This is a genomic window from Leisingera aquimarina DSM 24565, from assembly GCF_000473165.1.
In the GTDB taxonomy this organism is placed as follows: Bacteria; Pseudomonadota; Alphaproteobacteria; order Rhodobacterales; family Rhodobacteraceae; genus Leisingera; species Leisingera aquimarina.
The window spans coordinates 1,190,052-1,205,649 of sequence record NZ_KI421504.1 but is presented as its reverse complement, the minus strand read 5'-3'; the positions used below and the strand labels follow the sequence as shown (position 1 = coordinate 1,205,649).

At 62.1% G+C, this 15,598-nt stretch carries 13 protein-coding genes, 1 tRNA gene and 2 pseudogenes; 9 read left to right on the top strand and 7 right to left on the bottom strand.

What is annotated here, in order from left to right:
- Nucleotides 1–6 precede the first annotated feature (6 nt).
- The 3 genes and pseudogenes from AQUI_RS0110025 to AQUI_RS27565 form a co-directional block, all read right to left on the bottom strand.
- On the bottom strand, nucleotides 7–1,566 hold the full coding sequence (locus AQUI_RS0110025) for an ABC transporter substrate-binding protein (protein WP_027257398.1): 1,560 nt from the start codon (nucleotides 1,564–1,566) through the stop codon (nucleotides 7–9).
- A 190-nt stretch (nucleotides 1,567–1,756) separates the two neighbouring features.
- Nucleotides 1,757–1,870 (bottom strand): annotated as a pseudogene (locus AQUI_RS29875) (transposase); the annotation flags it as partial.
- A 419-nt stretch (nucleotides 1,871–2,289) separates the two neighbouring features.
- Nucleotides 2,290–3,228: pseudogene (locus AQUI_RS27565) on the bottom strand (DDE-type integrase/transposase/recombinase); the annotation flags it as partial.
- Nucleotides 3,229–3,234: 6 nt separating this feature from the next.
- On the opposite strand from AQUI_RS27565, the gene AQUI_RS27560 reads away from it, so the two are divergent.
- Nucleotides 3,235–4,077, top strand: coding sequence for an IS110 family RNA-guided transposase (locus AQUI_RS27560; RefSeq protein ID WP_342665620.1), 843 nt, complete (start codon nucleotides 3,235–3,237; stop codon nucleotides 4,075–4,077).
- Nucleotides 4,078–4,630: 553 nt separating this feature from the next.
- On the opposite strand, the gene AQUI_RS0110005 is transcribed toward AQUI_RS27560, so the two are convergent.
- The 4 genes from AQUI_RS0110005 to AQUI_RS0109990 all read right to left on the bottom strand — a co-directional run bounded on the left by AQUI_RS0110005 (nucleotide 4,631) and on the right by AQUI_RS0109990 (nucleotide 8,416).
- A tRNA-Arg gene (locus tag AQUI_RS0110005) sits at nucleotides 4,631–4,707 on the bottom strand.
- Between the two features lie 101 nt (nucleotides 4,708–4,808).
- Nucleotides 4,809–6,194 (bottom strand): sensor histidine kinase, encoded by a 1,386-nt coding sequence (locus AQUI_RS0110000; protein ID WP_027257396.1) that lies wholly within the window; start codon nucleotides 6,192–6,194, stop codon nucleotides 4,809–4,811.
- A gap of 15 nt (nucleotides 6,195–6,209) precedes the next feature.
- The gene (locus AQUI_RS0109995; RefSeq protein ID WP_027257395.1) at nucleotides 6,210–7,628 is read right to left on the bottom strand and encodes a dihydrolipoyl dehydrogenase family protein; all 1,419 of its coding nucleotides are present in this window, start codon (nucleotides 7,626–7,628) and stop codon (nucleotides 6,210–6,212) included.
- Nucleotides 7,629–7,630: 2 nt separating this feature from the next.
- Complete coding sequence (locus AQUI_RS0109990; protein WP_027257394.1) at nucleotides 7,631–8,416, bottom strand: TVP38/TMEM64 family protein; 786 nt, start codon at nucleotides 8,414–8,416, stop codon at nucleotides 7,631–7,633.
- A 322-nt stretch (nucleotides 8,417–8,738) separates the two neighbouring features.
- On the opposite strand from AQUI_RS0109990, the gene rpmH reads away from it, so the two are divergent.
- The 8 genes from rpmH (at nucleotide 8,739) to yihA (ending at nucleotide 15,596) form a co-directional block, all read left to right on the top strand.
- A complete protein-coding gene (rpmH, locus tag AQUI_RS0109985) occupies nucleotides 8,739–8,873 on the top strand; it encodes a 50S ribosomal protein L34 (protein ID WP_008554144.1) in 135 nt (44 codons plus the stop codon).
- A 23-nt stretch (nucleotides 8,874–8,896) separates the two neighbouring features.
- Nucleotides 8,897–9,322, top strand: coding sequence for a ribonuclease P protein component (gene rnpA, locus AQUI_RS0109980; RefSeq protein ID WP_027257393.1), 426 nt, complete (start codon nucleotides 8,897–8,899; stop codon nucleotides 9,320–9,322).
- Nucleotides 9,323–9,476: 154 nt separating this feature from the next.
- The gene (gene yidD / locus AQUI_RS0109975) at nucleotides 9,477–9,707 is read left to right on the top strand and encodes a membrane protein insertion efficiency factor YidD (protein WP_027257392.1); all 231 of its coding nucleotides are present in this window, start codon (nucleotides 9,477–9,479) and stop codon (nucleotides 9,705–9,707) included.
- Nucleotides 9,708–9,762: 55 nt separating this feature from the next.
- Nucleotides 9,763–10,650: a tRNA 2-thiocytidine(32) synthetase TtcA gene (gene ttcA, locus AQUI_RS0109970; RefSeq protein ID WP_027257391.1), complete on the top strand. Its 888-nt coding sequence runs from the start codon at nucleotides 9,763–9,765 to the stop codon at nucleotides 10,648–10,650.
- Nucleotides 10,651–10,716: 66 nt separating this feature from the next.
- Nucleotides 10,717–12,261 (top strand): putative bifunctional diguanylate cyclase/phosphodiesterase, encoded by a 1,545-nt coding sequence (locus AQUI_RS0109965; RefSeq protein ID WP_027257390.1) that lies wholly within the window; start codon nucleotides 10,717–10,719, stop codon nucleotides 12,259–12,261.
- A 133-nt stretch (nucleotides 12,262–12,394) separates the two neighbouring features.
- Nucleotides 12,395–14,197 (top strand): membrane protein insertase YidC, encoded by a 1,803-nt coding sequence (gene yidC / locus AQUI_RS0109960; protein WP_027257389.1) that lies wholly within the window; start codon nucleotides 12,395–12,397, stop codon nucleotides 14,195–14,197.
- On the top strand, nucleotides 14,197–14,949 hold the full coding sequence (locus AQUI_RS0109955) for an MOSC domain-containing protein (protein ID WP_027257388.1): 753 nt from the start codon (nucleotides 14,197–14,199) through the stop codon (nucleotides 14,947–14,949). The genes yidC and AQUI_RS0109955 overlap by 1 nt, the downstream gene beginning before the upstream one ends.
- Nucleotides 14,949–15,596 (top strand): ribosome biogenesis GTP-binding protein YihA/YsxC, encoded by a 648-nt coding sequence (yihA, locus tag AQUI_RS0109950; RefSeq protein WP_027257387.1) that lies wholly within the window; start codon nucleotides 14,949–14,951, stop codon nucleotides 15,594–15,596. The genes AQUI_RS0109955 and yihA overlap by 1 nt, the downstream gene beginning before the upstream one ends.
- Nucleotides 15,597–15,598: the final 2 nt, after the last annotated feature.

The following is a 15,598-nucleotide window of genomic DNA, read 5'->3' as shown; positions in this document are numbered from 1 at the left end:
AATGGCTTAGCTGCCTGTCTCGACAATCAGATCACCGAAGTAGGGGAAGTTCAGCGCGTTCACGATGTCGGCTGCGTTCATGCCGGACTTGGCGCCCCATGCCAGGTTCTGCCAGTGCAGCGGGATAAAGGCTGCCTCGTCGTACAGGATGCCTTCCAGCTTCTGCAGCAGCTCGGTGCGCTTGGCCGGGTCGGTTTCCGCATTGGCAGCGTTCATCAGCGCATCGGCTTCTTCGTTGCAGTAGTTGCCGGAGTTGTACTGGCCATTGCCGGTTGCTTCATCCGGGCAGGCGGTCAGGAACTGGTGGAAGTTGGCGGAATCTTCGGTATCCGCGTGCCAGCCGATCATCATCATGTCCGCCGCGCGCTCGTCAAACGTCGGCCAGTACTGGGCCTTGGGCATGGTCTGCAGATCCACCTTGATGTTGATCTGAGCCAGCATCGAGGCCACCGCCTGGGCGATCTTGTCGTCGTTCACATAGCGGTTGTTCGGTGCCATCATGGTGATCGAGAACCCATCGGCATAGCCTGCTTCGGCCATCAGTGCCTTGGCTTTTTCCAGGTCAAAGCGCGGCGCGAAGCCTTCGCTGTAGCCCAGGTAGCCCGCCGGGCTGGCCTGGCCGCCCACGGTGCCGAAGCCGCGCATGATGCGGTCAACGATGCCGGAGTTGTTCACCGCATAGTCGATCGCCTTGCGCACACGGGCGTCCTTAAAGGCCTCAACACGGTCCTGGTTCATCTGGAAGGTGATGATGCGGGTGCCGGGCATGGTGATCAGATCAACGCCCTGGGCCTCCGCCACGCGCTTGAGGTCAGTCGGCGGAACCGGAGCAATGAAATCGACATCGCCGGACAGCAGCGCCGCCACCCGGGTCGGGTCTTCCTTGATCGGGGTCAGCACGATCTTGTCGACATTGCCGGCGTCTGCGTCCCAGTAATCGGCGAAACGGTCGAACACCACGCGCACGCCCTGCTCACGCTCGGAGACGATGAACGGGCCGGTGCCGGAGACGTTGCGGGAGGCAAAGCTGTCGCCATGCTTGACGATCTCGGCCTTGTCTTTGCCGTCAGCGGTGGTGCCGGAATAATAGGCGCTGTCCATCGGAAAGATGTAGGTCGCGGTGTGCAGGACCAGCGGATAAGGCTCCGAGGTCTTGAGGTCGAAAGTCATGTCATCGACGACTTCAACATCGCTGAACGGGGAGAAAATGCCTTTGAAATCGTCGCTTTCTTTGAGCCGGTCAAAGGTCCAGTCAACGTCCTTGGCGGTCAGCGGGTTGCCGCTGTGGAAGGTCACGCCGCTGCGCAGCTTGAAGCGCATGGTGGTGCCGTCGATCTGCTCCCAGCTTTCAGCCAGGCGCGGTTCGAACTGCAGGTCCTGGGTCCAGCGCACCAGCGGGTCAAAGACCATGTGCGACAGCTGCAGCGTGCCGCCGGACAACTGTTCATGCGGATCCAGCGAGACCGGGTCAGCGTCATAGGCAACGCGCACGGTGGTTTCGGCGTAGGCAACCGGTGCCATCGCCACCACCGCAGCAGCCGCCAGGCTTCTGACAAATTTCGTCATTAGGCATACTCCCCTGTGATTATGGCGTGAACGCTATCCGGTGGCGCGGCATCTGTGAAATGCCGATATCGCATAGGGTATGCAACCTGCACATTGAAGCTATGCGCTTCAGGAATACCTGTGCCTTTGCAAGCCCTTATGGGCAGCGCTCAGGCGGAAGCACAGTTAACAGACTGCTGAAAAACTCGGGGTTCTTCGAAAACGCCGAGTGATCCGGAACCCGGTCACTCAGATCAAGCCGACAGAACCACCGATACGCCAAGTTCAGATGCACCTCCTTGCAGAGCCGGCGTTCGGACCGGATGGCCGTCAAGCTGAGGGCGCTGCCCTTCCCCACGGGCAACCCCATTCGACAGAGCCGTGTCCTCGGCTAGCCCATCGATTGGTACATCCGATACAACCGGAGTCCCGAAGCGTTTGCGCAGGCTGAGCGCTTCCGCGAAGAGCACAAGTTGCAGAAGACCGGTCGGCGGCAGATCACAGGAAATGCGCTGGATGCCGTTGCGGCCGGAGTGCTTGTAATTGAGCGCGAGCCGGGCACCGCCGTTCTCCGCGCCTCCATCGAAAATATCTTTGCAGGCATGACGCGGATTATATGGAAGGTGCTGGACCTTCAAGCCGCGGCCGGCAGGTCCGGCGATGCTAGGCGGTGTCCGTCGTCAAATAAAATGGGACTTCAGAGCGGCTTGAGCATTGGAGGCTCTGGTTCGGTTGCGTGAATGATTATGCTGCCTGTTTTTGATGTTGCAATCGGCGCTGTCGGATCGTCAACTTCTTGATCTTCTCCCGTTCTCTCAGAATGGCTTTGTCCCTTCCGAAGCAGACGTCGGCGGGTGTGACGCTGCTCAGGCTCTCGTGGCAGCGCTGGTTGTTGTAGTCGTCGACAAAGGCCCCGATCTGGCGTTCGAGGTCGCCGGGGAGGTAGTAGTTTTCCAGCAGGACCCGGTTTTTCATGGTCTGATGCCAGCGTTCAATCTTGCCCTGGGTTTGCGGGCGGAATGGTGCTCCGCGCACATGGGTCATCTTTTGTTTTTCCAACCACTCAGCCAAGTCGCCAGAGATGCAGCACGAGCCATTGTCGCTGAGCAGGCGCGGCTTGTGGCGTACGACTGCCTGGTCGCAGCCCGATGCTGTCAAAGCCAGTTCAATCGTGTCTGTCACATCCTCGGCCCGCATGTTCGTGCAAAGTTTCCAGGCGATGATGCAGCGGCTGTAGTCGTCCAGGATCGTGCTGAGGTAATACCAACCCCAACCGATGATTTTGAAGCAGGTGAAATCCGTCTGCCGCATCTGGCTGATGGCTGTCGTCTTGTCTTTGAACTCGCCGGCAGCCTTGATCACCACATACTCGGGCGCGGTGATCGGATCGGCGGCCTTCAGAATGCGGTAAGCGGATGATTCAGAGACAAAATACCGCTTCTCATCGGTGTATTTGACCGCCAGTTCGCGTGTCGTCAGCGCTTCATGCTCCAACGCAAACCAGGTCAGGTCATCCCGCCTGGCCTGTGGAATACGGTTCCAGACCGACTTTGGGCGGGGCGAGTGATCTGCAAGGGCATCGAACCCGCCTTCAACGTAGCGATCATACCAACGCTAGAAAGTCGTGCGCGGAATGCCCTGCATGTCGAGGGTCATTTGGGTGGGCAGATGTGATCCCTCAACCGCGAGCTGCAGAAACGCGGCCTTCCGATCATCTGCATTGATGCACGCCTGGCGCACAAGGCGCTGTCGGGGCGGATCAACAAGTCCGATCCTGGTGATGCCGAAGGGCTGGCGCATCTGGCCCGCACCGGATGGTTCAGCCGGGTTCACATCAGAAGCGAGGCGTCAGAGCGGGTTCGCGTGCTCATTGGCGCTCGGGAGCGCCTGATCAGGATGCGCAAGGACCTGGAGGCGCATGTTCGCGGTGTGCTGAAGGTTTTCGGGATCTGTATGGGTTCAGTAGGCCGGGCAAACCTGCGGCAGGGCTTCCGCGACCAGTTCGCTGAGGCAGGCCAGACCAACCCGGCACTCGGCGTGATGGCCGACATGTTCATCCCGATCCACAGGGCCCTGTGCGCGGCTGCGGAAGCGATGGATGAAGATCTCAGGCTCATCGCGCGCCAAAGCGGCCTTGCCCGCCGCCTCATGACCGTCCCGGGCGTCGGGCCTGTCATGGCGCTGTCCTTTATCGCAACCCTCGACAACGCAGGCCGCTTCCGGAGATCGCGAGACGTCGGTGCCTTCCTCGGCCTCACGCCGCGGCGGCATCAATCCGGCGACATGGACTTGTCCGGCCGGATATCGAAATGCGGAGATCGCGATCTGCGCAGATTGCTCTACTCCGCTGCAACCAGCTTGATCACCCAGGTCAGAAAGCCGTCACAATTGCGCGCGTGGGCCAAGAAGCTGCAAGACCGGAAGGGCTTCAAGAAAGCTGCGGTAGCGGCATCCCGAAAACTCGCTGTCGTCATGATGTGCATCTGGCGCGACGGGACAGTTTTCGAACCGGAAAAGAAGCTCATCACCTGACAACCAACTGAGACCCCGCCCACCAGAGACAGGGCGGGTTCAGCGTCCTTCGGGACGGCGGCGGATCAAGCCAGTCTAAAGCGGTGGAAGGAGCGTAACGCTCACTTCGCGAATGACATTCTGGCCGGTCAGCTCCCGGACGCCATCAGGAAGCGGAAACACCGACTTCGCAGAGAACCAGGACCCCGAACGGCAATAGAACCCGCACTTGACGATCCCGCAAACAGAGAACCGCATTCCGCCCGACCTACCCAACAAAAGAGCTAGGGGACGTCGTCCCCACGCGCCTGCAATACAATTAGACATGGCGGTGTCCTCGGCTGACGCTTGCGGGCCGCACCAACCCCATCGAATTGTATTGCACTTGCTATCCCCAACCCTCGCCGGGAGCAGGTTTTAGAGACGAGCGCCCTGAAGGGCTTCGCTCAAAACCAGTTTTGAAAGAGGGAAATATGTTCAGCGTCATCACAGGGCCGAAGGCAAAGCTATGCGGCGCAAAGGCAATGTTCTGTCGCAAAAGTCAGAACTATGTGTCGTCTTACAACAGAAGAAGTGGCGGACCGAGGAGGATTCGAACCCCCGACCCCTTGATTCGTAGTCAAGTACTCTATCCAGCTGAGCTATCGGTCCACTGCGGCGGGGTTTACTCATAGCGCCGGGGAGTCGCAACCCCAAAACCCAAAATTAGTTTCCTCCGGCTGACATAGTTCACGCCAGCCCGCTTGCCGCGGTCAAATCGTGCCGTCGCCCTTGGGCAGGCAGATCTCGAAAACGGTGCCTGCCGGACTGGTTTCCTTCAGCACGACCGATCCGCCATGGCCGCGGGCCAGCTCGCCCGCTATGGCCAGCCCCAGCCCGGTGCCGCCCTTGCGGGCACCGCCCTGAAACGGGGTGAACAGATTGTCCTGCGCCTTCTTCGGCAAACCGGGGCCGGTGTCGGCAACGGTGATGTACCAGGCGTCTTCTTCCTCATGCGCCCCGACCGTGATCCGTCCCGGCTTTCCGGAGGCAGTGATCGCCTGACGGGCATTGCGCACCAGGTTCATGACAATGCGGAACAGCTGTTCGGAATCGGCGCGCAGCATCATCGGTTTGGGCACCGCATTGACGATCCCGACCAGCTGGCTGTCCGCGGCCAGCAGCTCGCTTTCAGCAATATCCGCAGTGATTTCATGCAGGCAAACCACTGCAAAGGTGGGCGAGGGCTCCTCCGCCCGGCCGAACGCCAGGGTTCCCTCACATAAGGAAACCGCACGGGTGATCGAATTCACCAGCTTCGGAGCCAGCCGGCGAACCAGGGGGTCCTCGCTCATCTCGATACGGTCGGTGAACAGCTGCGCCGAGGTCAGGATGTTGCGCAGATCATGGCTCACCTTGGCGACCGCGCCGCCCAGCTGGGCCAGCCGCTCGCGCTGCTTCAGCGCATGTGTCAGCTCGGTCTGCAACTGCATCAGCGCCTCTTCGGCCTCGCGCAGTTCCACCACGCTGGAACTTGGATGGATGATGCCGCGCGCATCTTCCGGTGCCGCCGCATAGCGCTGCATATAGCCAACGACGCTCTTGATCGGTTTCACCAGCACAATCCGCACCGCAACGAACAGCAGCAGCGCGGTGAAAATGGAGATCACCGCCGACAGGATCAGGATCCGCACCCCGTAGTCGATCATCGCCACCCGCAGCGGCGCGGTTTCCATGGTGACCTCGATCAGCAGGCCCGCATCGCGCACCGGTGCGCCGATCACCCGGATGATCTCATTCTCCCGACGGATCAGCCGCATCATCGCATCCTTGATCAGCATCATCGCGCCTGCCATGCGCAGATCATAAGTGCCGGTGATCTGCCGCGGGATCGGCGAGGCCAGCATCAGCTGGCGGATCTCGTCCCGGCGCAGAACAACGTTGTAGACACCGGCATTCTCCAGAAGTTCCGCTTCCAGCTCTGTCTCCAGCATGTCGTCGGCCAGAAGCGCCAGCGAGGCGATCTGCGCCCGCTGCAGCCGGTCGGCCAGGTAATCCTCGCGGAACCGCGCAATCGAGGGCACAAAGATCAGCACCTCGGCCAGCATCACAAAGACCGTGGTCAGGATCAGAAATCTGCCCGAAAGCGTGTTGAGCATCCCGCCGCCCTTACCTCAAGGTATCCAGCGCTGAACAAAGCGCACTGCGCGTTTCACAAAACCGCTCTCAAACAGCCGCGGGGAGAAATAGGCCCCTGCCACCCGTTTGTTAAGCTCGCTGAAGGAGGGGTAAGGCGCAACCATGGCTGCAATCTGGCTCATTTTCAGACGGTTGGCCAGCGTCATCGACCACAGGCTGATCAATTCGCCCGCCTGATGGCCTGCGATCGTGGCCCCCACGGGACGGCCCTTGAACACCATCACCTTTATAAAACCTTTGGTCTTTCGTTCAGCAATGGCGCGGTCGTTGTGATGGTAGTCGAACCGGGCCACCTCCAGTTTGACGCCGTAGATATCCCGCGCCTGCGCTTCGGTCAGGCCAACCTGGGCCAGTTCCGGGTCGGTATAGGTGGCCCAGGGGATATGGCTGATCTTGGCCTTGGACGGCAGGCCGAACAGCGCCGAGCGGATGATAATGCCTGCGTGATAGCCAGCTACATGGGTGAACTGCAGCCCGCCGGCCACATCGCCGATGGCATAGACCTGTCTGTTGGTGGTCAGCAGGCTGTCGTCTACTTTGATGCCGTTGCCCTTGGTCTCAATCCCGGCGGCGGCCAGGTTCAGCCGCTCCATATTGGCCTTGCGCCCCACCGCCATCAGCAGGTGGCTGCCCTTGAACCGGCTGCCGTCCTTCGTCTCCACCTCAATCGTACCCGCCTGACCGCCGATGCGGGACACCATGGCGCCTTCCACGATCTCCACGCCTTCTGCGCGCAAGCTGTCCAGTACCAGCGATGCGGCCTCCGGATCATCCTTGCCCAGCGCTTTGAAACCTTCGATCACAGTGACTTTGCTGCCCAAACGGATATGCACCTGCGCCATTTCCATGCCGATCGGACCGCCGCCGATGATCAACAGATGCTCCGGCTTTTCGCGCAGCTCAAACAGGGTTTCGTTGGTCTCATACGGCACCTTGTCCAGCCCCGGTATCGGCGGGACCAGCGGCGAAGACCCCGTGGCGATCACCACCCGCCGCGCGATGATCCTATGCGGGCCTGCTTCGACTTCTGTTGGCGAAACGAAACGGCCGAACTCGCGGATCACCTGCACGCCAAAGCCCTCGAACCGTTCCTGACTGTCGACCGGGGCGATGGTATCAATCACCGCCTGCACATGATCCTTGGCCGCGGCATAGTCCGGCTGCGGTTGCTGATCCGCCACGCCGAACGCTTGGGTATGCGCCTGGGCGTGCGCCGCCTTGCCGCTGGCCAGCAGCGCCTTGGAGGGCACACAGCCATAGTTCAGGCAGTCGCCGCCCATCTTATGGCCTTCGAGCAGCACCACAGAGGCACCCATCTGACTGGCCCCAGCGGCCACCGACAGCCCGCCCGACCCGGCGCCGATCACCAGGAGATCACATTCAATGCGGCTCATGTTCAGGTATCCTTGCTTTTTGGGCCGCGCAGGGAGCCGCGGACGGATTTGACCAGGATCGGCATCGCCGCCAGCACACACAGCCCCAGAATCGGCCCGATCACATGCGGCTCCCACAACAGGCTCAGGTCCGGGTCTTCACCGCGGTCGAACACCGACCCGACACCGACCCCGATCCAAGTAAACACAATGGCGCCCGGAATAATGCCCGCCGCCGTGGTCCACAGGAAGTTGCTGAATTTCACGCCCACAAGCGCGGGCAGCAGGTTGGCGACAAAGAACGGCACCGCCGGCACCAGCCGCAACAGCAGCAGCACCTCGACTTCATTCTCGCGCAACGCTTGCTTCAGCATCTGAACCCGGCCTTCTGCCGCTTCCATTCTGGCGGTCAGCGCCGCCCCCAGCCCCCAGCGCGCCGCCAGAAAGATGCCCGCAGCACCGATGGTGGCAGAGATTACATTGACCGCGGTGCCCGTCACCAGCCCGAACAGGAACCCGCCGGTGACCGAGGCCACTGCCGCACCGGGCAGCGAAAACACTACGATCACAATATAGATGCCCATGAACAGCGCCACGAGGCCGAGGAAATTCTGGTCCCGGAATGCCATCAGCGCCTCACGGTTGTCGCGCAGCGTGTCAAAGGTCAGGTAGTCCTTCAACGTCACCGCCCCGATCAGCGCCACCGCCACCACGGCGATCAGCGGCAGGTGGCGGATCAACCCGGGCTTGGCCGCTGGCTGATCCGCCGGCGGGGAATCGGTCTTGGGGGTCTCGCTCATGTCGTTCATACGTCCGTCTCTGTAACAGTGCCTTGTTGCTACGTGTTAAATGGCCCGCAGGCGAGGCCGGGCAGCCCTGCCTCACGGCTGCTTGATCGCCCGCCCCCGGATTCGTGAGGTTTGTGGCAGAATCACTGCCCCGATGTTACATCCGCCCTGCCCGGAGGCTGTTCCGGTGCGGTTTTTGGCAGAAATGTTGCACAACTCTCCGAAAACCCGTGCCGCAGGGTTTGACTTACCCGCCGTTCCCTCCTAAAGACCGGGCTTCGAGATAGACCCCCGGGAGGCGATTCCGCGCCCTGCCCGAAGATACAATGTGGAGACCGGAGCGATGAAACGCACCTATCAGCCTTCGAACCTGGTTCGTAAACGCCGCCACGGCTTCCGTGCGCGCATGGCCACCAAAGCTGGCCGCAAGATCCTGAACGCACGCCGCGCCCGCGGCCGGAAAGAACTGAGCGCATAAGCTCAGTTCCCGTTCTGACGGACATGACACCGCCGGAGGCCCCCAAGGACGGCACTGCTGCCCGAGGGGACACGCCTCCGGCGGTGTCCGTTTGCGCAGCTGTTGCGCCAAAGATCGAGGTCATGGCCAAGCGCCGTGATTTCCTTGCCTGTGCCCGCTCCCCTGCCCGCAAGCAGGGCACCAAGGGGATGATGGTTCAGGGCCGCAACCGTGCCGATGACGCCGGTATCCGGATGGGCTTCACCTGCTCCAAAAAGGTCGGCAATGCCGTTGCCCGCAACCGCGCCAAACGACGGCTGCGCGAGGCCGCGCGGATGATTCTTCCCGCGCATGGCCGCCCGGGCTGGGATTACGTGCTGATCGGCCGCGCGGTGGAGACCGCCCAGCGCCCGTTTGAGGAGCTGAAGCGCGATCTGATCTATGCGCTGAAAAAGATCCACGGCCAGTAAGCCAGCAAAAACCAGGCTCCGCGCATGCCCGCGGGAAGTCCGTGCCACTATGGATGCCGTTCGTCCGGCCGATAGGCCGGACAGCGCCCGCCCCTCCCCACGGGAGGGCGCTGCCCTCATTGCCATGCGGCGCAGCTCACCTTATCTAATCCGCATGACCCCTCTGGCCCATATCCTCGCCCTGCCTGTGCGCGCCTACCGGCTGCTGTTCAGCCCTTGGGTCGGTTTTAACTGCCGCTACCAGCCCACCTGCTCGGCCTACGCGTTGGAAGCACTGGAAAAACATGGCGCTGTGAAAGGCGCCTGGCTCACCGTCCGCCGCATAGGCCGCTGCCATCCGCTTGGCGGCGATGGCTATGACCCGGTCCCGGACACCAAGAACTGACGCCGGAACACCTTTTTTTCTTGGCAAAATGCACTTCCTCAGCTAGGGCGCGGCCATGCTTGATGATGATCTGGACGAAATCCACCCGCTGTTTGCCGGCGCCCCCTCGACCACCGAGTTCAAGAAGCTCAGGAAGCGCATCGTGCGCTATGCGCGCGAGGCGATCGACCAATACGGCATGGTGGAGCGCCGCGCAGACGGCAGCACCCCGAAATGGCTGGTCTGCCTGTCGGGCGGCAAGGACAGCTATACCCTGCTGGCGGTACTGTACGAGCTGAAATGGCGCGGGTTGCTGCCGGTGGATCTGCTGGCTTGCAATCTGGATCAGGGCCAGCCCGGTTTTCCGGCCACGGTGCTGCCGGAGTTCCTGGAAAAGATGGGCGTGCCGCACCGGATCGAATACCAGGACACCTATTCCATCGTGATGGACAAGGTGCCTCAGGGGCGCACCTATTGCGCCCTGTGTTCGCGCCTGCGCCGCGGCAATCTCTACCGCATCGCGCGCGAGGAAGGCTGCTCCGCCGTGGTGCTGGGTCATCACCGCGATGACATCCTGGAAACCTTCTTCATGAACCTGTTTCACGGCGGCCGCCTGGCGACCATGCCGCCGAAGCTGGTGAACGAAGAAGGCGACCTCTTTGTGTTCCGCCCGCTGGCCCATGTGGCCGAGGCCGACTGCGGGAAATTTGCCCGCGCAATGAACTATCCGATCATTCCCTGCGATCTCTGCGGCAGCCAGGACGGGCTGCAGCGCCAGCAGGTGAAACAGATCCTGGATCAGTGGGAATCAAACAGCCCGGGCCGCCGCCAGGTGATGTTCCGCGCACTGATGAATGCCCGGCCCTCGCATCTTCTGGACCCGAAACTGTTCGATTTTGCCGGTTTGGACCTGAAGAATGAGGATTCTGAAGCGGAAATACCGGAAATCCCCAAGCTGCGTTAACTCCAGGGTTAGATCAGCACCCTAGTCTTATGCCGGAACGACTGGCTGCAGACGAAAGGTCTGAGAATGACAAACACGGGATCAGGTCTCCTGGCACGGCTCCGGCAAACCCTTGCCCCGGCTCTTTTCGGGCCGCCGGTGCTCGCTTTCCTGCCTGCCCTGACCCTGGCCACCTATTGGCTCGGCGGCGAAACCGCATTGCTTTCGGTGGCGCTTGGCCTGCCTGTGCTGATTGCCGTCGCAGGCGGATTCAGCAAGCTGGGCGGCGGCGGCCTGCCGCGCGACAGTGTCACCGGCATGATGCTGCGTGACGGGTTTGAGCATGAGACCGCCCGGATCTATGAAGAATGCGCGGACACGGATCTGCGCTCCGCTGTCTTCATCCTGGAGCTGGACGATTACAAAGAACTGGCAGACCGGCACGGCCATGAGGCCGGCGACCGCATCGTTCAGCACTGCGGCACGCAGATCGCTTCGATCCTGCGCCAGCACGATACCATTGCCCGAATCGGCGACAGCCGCTTTGCCATCTGCCTGGCCCCGACCCTGCAACTGGATCTGGAGTTGTGCATTCAGCTGGCCGGCCGGATGCAAACCGCCGCCGAGGAACCTGTGCCGCTGGATGGCACCAACATCTACGTGACCTCCTCCATCGGGTTCTGCCAGCGCAACCGGGCCCCGGGCAAGGCCGGGACCGACTGGACCGGCGCAGCCGTGGCGGCCCTGGCCGAGGCGCAAAGCAACGGGCCCGGCGGCATCCGCGCGTTTTCGGTGGATATGTCCGGGCGCGGCGGGGCTCGCTCCAACCTGCGCGAAGAGGCCGCCTCGGCGCTGGAGTCCGGTCAGATTCAGGCCTGGTTCCAGCCGCAGATCTGCACTGACACCGGCCGGATTTCCGGGTTCGAGGCTCTGGCCCGCTGGTCGCACCCGGTGCAGGGGCTGATCCCGCCCTCGACCTTCCTGCCCGCGCTGGAGGAAGCCGGGCTGATGGACCGGCTGAGCCAGGTGATGCTTTACAATTCCCTGGTGGCGATCAAGGCTTGGGATGCCGCCGGCGTCCAGGTGCCCTGCGTCGGGGTGAACTTTGCCACCCAGGAGCTACGCAATCCCGGCCTTGCAGGGCGCATCAAATGGGAGCTTGAACGTTTTGAGCTGCCGCCCAGCCGCCTGTGTGTGGAGATCCTGGAAACCGTGATGACCGATCAGCCCGACGACGTGATCACCCGCAACATCCTCGCCCTCAGCGATCTGGGCTGCCACATCGACCTGGATGATTTCGGCACCGGCCATGCCTCCATCGCTGCGGTGCGCCGTTTCAGCATCTCGCGCATCAAGATCGACCGGTCTTTTGTGATGAAGGCGGATCAGGACCCGGAACAGCAGAAACTGATCTCCGCGATCCTCACCATGGCCGAACGGCTTGAGCTGGAAACCCTGGCCGAAGGGGTCGAAACCGCAGGCGAACACGCGCTCTTGGCGCAGCTGGGCTGCGGCCATGTGCAGGGCTTTGGCATCGGCCGCCCGATGCCCTTTGACCAGACGCTGGACTGGATCACCGCCCATGAAGCCAAACTGCAGGATACACCTGTGATCGGCCGCCAGACCCCTTGATTATTCAATTCCTTTGATTTTCTGCTGCGCCGGGGCCCTATGCCGCCCCGGCGCACCGCGATTCTGCTTGACCTTTGCGGCCCACCTCTGTTGAACCCCACGTGTCCTTCCCTACACGAGGTGGCAGTCCCCAATGGACGATCAGAACAAAAATCTTATTCTCGCAACCGTACTCAGCTTTCTGGTGATCCTGGGGTGGTACACCTTTTTCCCGCCGCCGGAGCCGGAACAGGCGCCGGAAACCGCGGTCAGCGAAACCGCGCCCGCAGGCGATACCGCCCTGGCCCCCAGCGCTGCAGCGGATGCTGTGGCGGATACCGCCGCAGAAGAGGCCGGAGCCCCGGATGCCCCCCGTGTGGCCATCGACACCGCGCGCCTGGCCGGCAGCATCTCGCTGCAGGGCGGCCGGATCGACGATCTGTCGCTGAAGGACTACCGCGAGACGCTGGACGAAGGGTCTCCGATCGTCAAACTGCTGAAGCCCGTGGGCGACGCCGGCGCTTATTACGCGCTCTACGGCTGGGCGCCAGGTGCCGGCCTGTCGCTGGACGATGTGCCGGGAGCCAACACCGTCTGGACCGCTCCGGCAAACGCCGCACTGTCCACAGACAGCCCCGTCACCCTGACCTGGGACAACGGCAAGGGCCTGACCTTCTCCCGCACCATCGCGGTGGATGAGGACTACATGTTCTCGGTCACCCAGTCGGTGGCCAACGCCTCTGGCGGCAGCGTCGCCCTGGCGCCCTACGGCACCCTGGCACGCCATGGCCAGCCTGCGGACCTGAAAAACTTCTTCATCCTGCACGAAGGCCTGGTCGGCATGTCGGACGGTGAGCTGGCCGAAACCGACTATGACGACATGACTGATTTCGAGCCCAATCCCCGCGACGGGTCCAAGGCCGAAGTCAAACAGGTCGCAGAGAACGGCTGGATCGGCTTTACCGACCACTACTGGATGTCGACCCTGATCCCCGAACCGGGTCAGGCCTTCCGCTCGATCGCGAAGTTCGACGAACGCCGCGAAATCTACCAAACCGATATCGTGCTGCCGACCGTGACTGTCGCTGACGGCCAGTCGTCGGAAGTCACCACCCAGCTGTTTGCCGGCGCCAAGGAATGGGAAGCCATCCGCGGCTACGAAAAGGCAGGCATCGCGGGCTTCCTGGACGTCATCGACTGGGGCTGGTTCTTCTTCCTGACCAAGCCGATGTTCTGGCTGCTGCACAATCTGAACGTGCTGATCGGCAACATGGGCTGGGCCATCATCGGCCTGACCGTGGTGATCAAGATCCTGGTATTCCCGCTGGCCTATAAATCTTATGCCTCCATGGCCAAGATGAAAGAGCTTCAGCCGGAGATGGAGAAGCTCAAGGAGCGCGCCGGCGACGACCGCCAGAAGATGCAAAAGGAGATGATGGAGCTCTACAAGAAGGAAAAGGTGAACCCCGCCGCGGGCTGTCTGCCGATCCTGATCCAGATCCCGATCTTCTTCTCGCTCTACAAGGTGATCTTTGTCACTCTGGAACTGCGCCACGCGCCCTTCTTCGGCCCTTTCCAGGACCTCAGCGCGCCGGATCCGACCTCGGTCATGAACCTGTTCGGCCTGCTGCCCTTTGCCTCCCCGGCACCGGAAAGCATCATGGCGCTGGTCTTCATCGGTATCCTGCCGATCCTGCTGGGTATCTCGATGTGGCTGCAGCAGAAACTGAACCCGGCGCCCACCGATCCGACTCAGCAAATGATCTTTGCCTGGATGCCCTGGGTATTCATGTTCATGCTCGGCGGCTTTGCCTCCGGCCTGGTGGTCTACTGGATTGCCAACAACACGATCACCTTCAGCCAGCAGTACCTGATCATGCGCAGCCACGGCTACAAGCCGGACGTGTTCGGCAACATCAAGTCTAGCTTCAAGAAGAAGCCCAAGGCTGACAGCTGATGGCGCACCAAGTTACAGATATCTGGCGCCACCCGCTCAAATCACACGGGCGTGAGGCACTGGACACCGTAACCCTGACCGCCGGGCAAACCATGCCCGGCGATCGCGTTTGGGCGGTCGCGCATGAGGCGTCCGCTGCGGACGGTTCCGAATGGGCACCCTGCGCCAATTTCACCCGCGGCTCCAAGGCGCCCGGGCTGATGGCGATCGGCGCCCGGCTGGACGATGCCGCCGGCCAGCTGACGCTGACCCACCCGCACCAGCCTGACCTGACATTCGACCCGGAAAACCCCGAGGATCTGCAACGCTTCCTGGAGTGGGAAAAACCGCTGACACCCGCGGGCCGCGCCGCCTCTGCCCGGATCATCCGGGTGCCGGGACGCGGCATGACCGATACAGATTTTCCCTCGGTCTCCTTGTGCAACCGGGCTTCCCACCGCGCGGTGGAGCAGGCCATCGGCCACGGCCTGTCGCCCCTGCGCTGGCGCGGCAACATCTGGTTCGACCTGGATGAACCCTGGGCCGAGAACGACTGGCTGGGCCGCGAAGTTCAGATCGGCGAGGCCGTCTTTGCGGTGCGCGAACGAGTGGTGCGCTGCCTGGCGACCACTGCCAACCCCGAAACCGGCGAACGCGACGCCGACACGCTGAAGACCCTGAAAGACAATTGGGGCCACCAGGATTTCTCGGTCTACGCCGAAGTGGTGCGCAGCGGAGACATCCGCCTTGGCGACGCGGTAAAGGTGCTGTGATGCAAATGCAATTCTCCCTGGCCGAAGCGCCGGATGACATCTCTGCCGAAAAGGGCCGCAAGCTGTTTGCCGGCGAGACCGAGTTCCTGAAGGGCGTGGTCGCGATGAACGGCCTGCCTGATGCCGACCGGCTGGAGGTCTGCTTTGCCGGCCGTTCCAACGTCGGCAAGTCGAGCCTGATCAACGCGCTGACCGGCACCAAGGGCATCGCGCGCGCCTCCAACACGCCGGGCCGCACACAAGAGATCAACTTCTTCACCCAAGGCCCGGAGCTGTATCTGGTCGACCTGCCCGGCTACGGCTATGCCAACGCCCCGCTGAAGGTGGTGGAGCAATGGCAGAAACTGCTGAAGCGCTACCTGTCAGGCCGCCAGAACCTGCGCCGCGCCTTTGTGCTGATCGACAGCCGCCATGGGGTAAAAGCCGTGGACGCTGAGATCATGAAGCTGCTGGACTCTTCCGCGGTCACCTTCCAATGCGTCATGACCAAGGCCGACAAGGTCAAGGAAAAGGACCGCGCCAAGGTGCTGGAACAGGTCAGGGGCGCCTTGGCGAAACACCCTGCCGCCTATCCGGAAATCGTTCTGACGTCCTCGGAAAAGGGCGATGGCATCTCGACCCTGCGGTCCATTATCGCTAATTTGTGACG

Coding starts and splice junctions, on each gene's coding strand:
- AQUI_RS0110025 (WP_027257398.1), bottom strand. CDS start 1,566: ATGACGAAATTTGTCAGAAGCCTGGCGGCTGCTGCGGTGGTGGCGATG.
- AQUI_RS0110000 (WP_027257396.1), bottom strand. CDS start 6,194: ATGCTCAACACGCTTTCGGGCAGATTTCTGATCCTGACCACGGTCTTT.
- AQUI_RS0109995 (WP_027257395.1), bottom strand. CDS start 7,628: ATGAGCCGCATTGAATGTGATCTCCTGGTGATCGGCGCCGGGTCGGGC.
- AQUI_RS0109990 (WP_027257394.1), bottom strand. CDS start 8,416: ATGAACGACATGAGCGAGACCCCCAAGACCGATTCCCCGCCGGCGGAT.
- rpmH (WP_008554144.1), top strand. CDS start 8,739: ATGAAACGCACCTATCAGCCTTCGAACCTGGTTCGTAAACGCCGCCAC.
- rnpA (WP_027257393.1), top strand. CDS start 8,897: ATGACACCGCCGGAGGCCCCCAAGGACGGCACTGCTGCCCGAGGGGAC.
- yidD (WP_027257392.1), top strand. CDS start 9,477: ATGACCCCTCTGGCCCATATCCTCGCCCTGCCTGTGCGCGCCTACCGG.
- ttcA (WP_027257391.1), top strand. CDS start 9,763: ATGCTTGATGATGATCTGGACGAAATCCACCCGCTGTTTGCCGGCGCC.
- AQUI_RS0109965 (WP_027257390.1), top strand. CDS start 10,717: ATGACAAACACGGGATCAGGTCTCCTGGCACGGCTCCGGCAAACCCTT.
- yidC (WP_027257389.1), top strand. CDS start 12,395: ATGGACGATCAGAACAAAAATCTTATTCTCGCAACCGTACTCAGCTTT.
- AQUI_RS0109955 (WP_027257388.1), top strand. CDS start 14,197: ATGGCGCACCAAGTTACAGATATCTGGCGCCACCCGCTCAAATCACAC.
- yihA (WP_027257387.1), top strand. CDS start 14,949: ATGCAAATGCAATTCTCCCTGGCCGAAGCGCCGGATGACATCTCTGCC.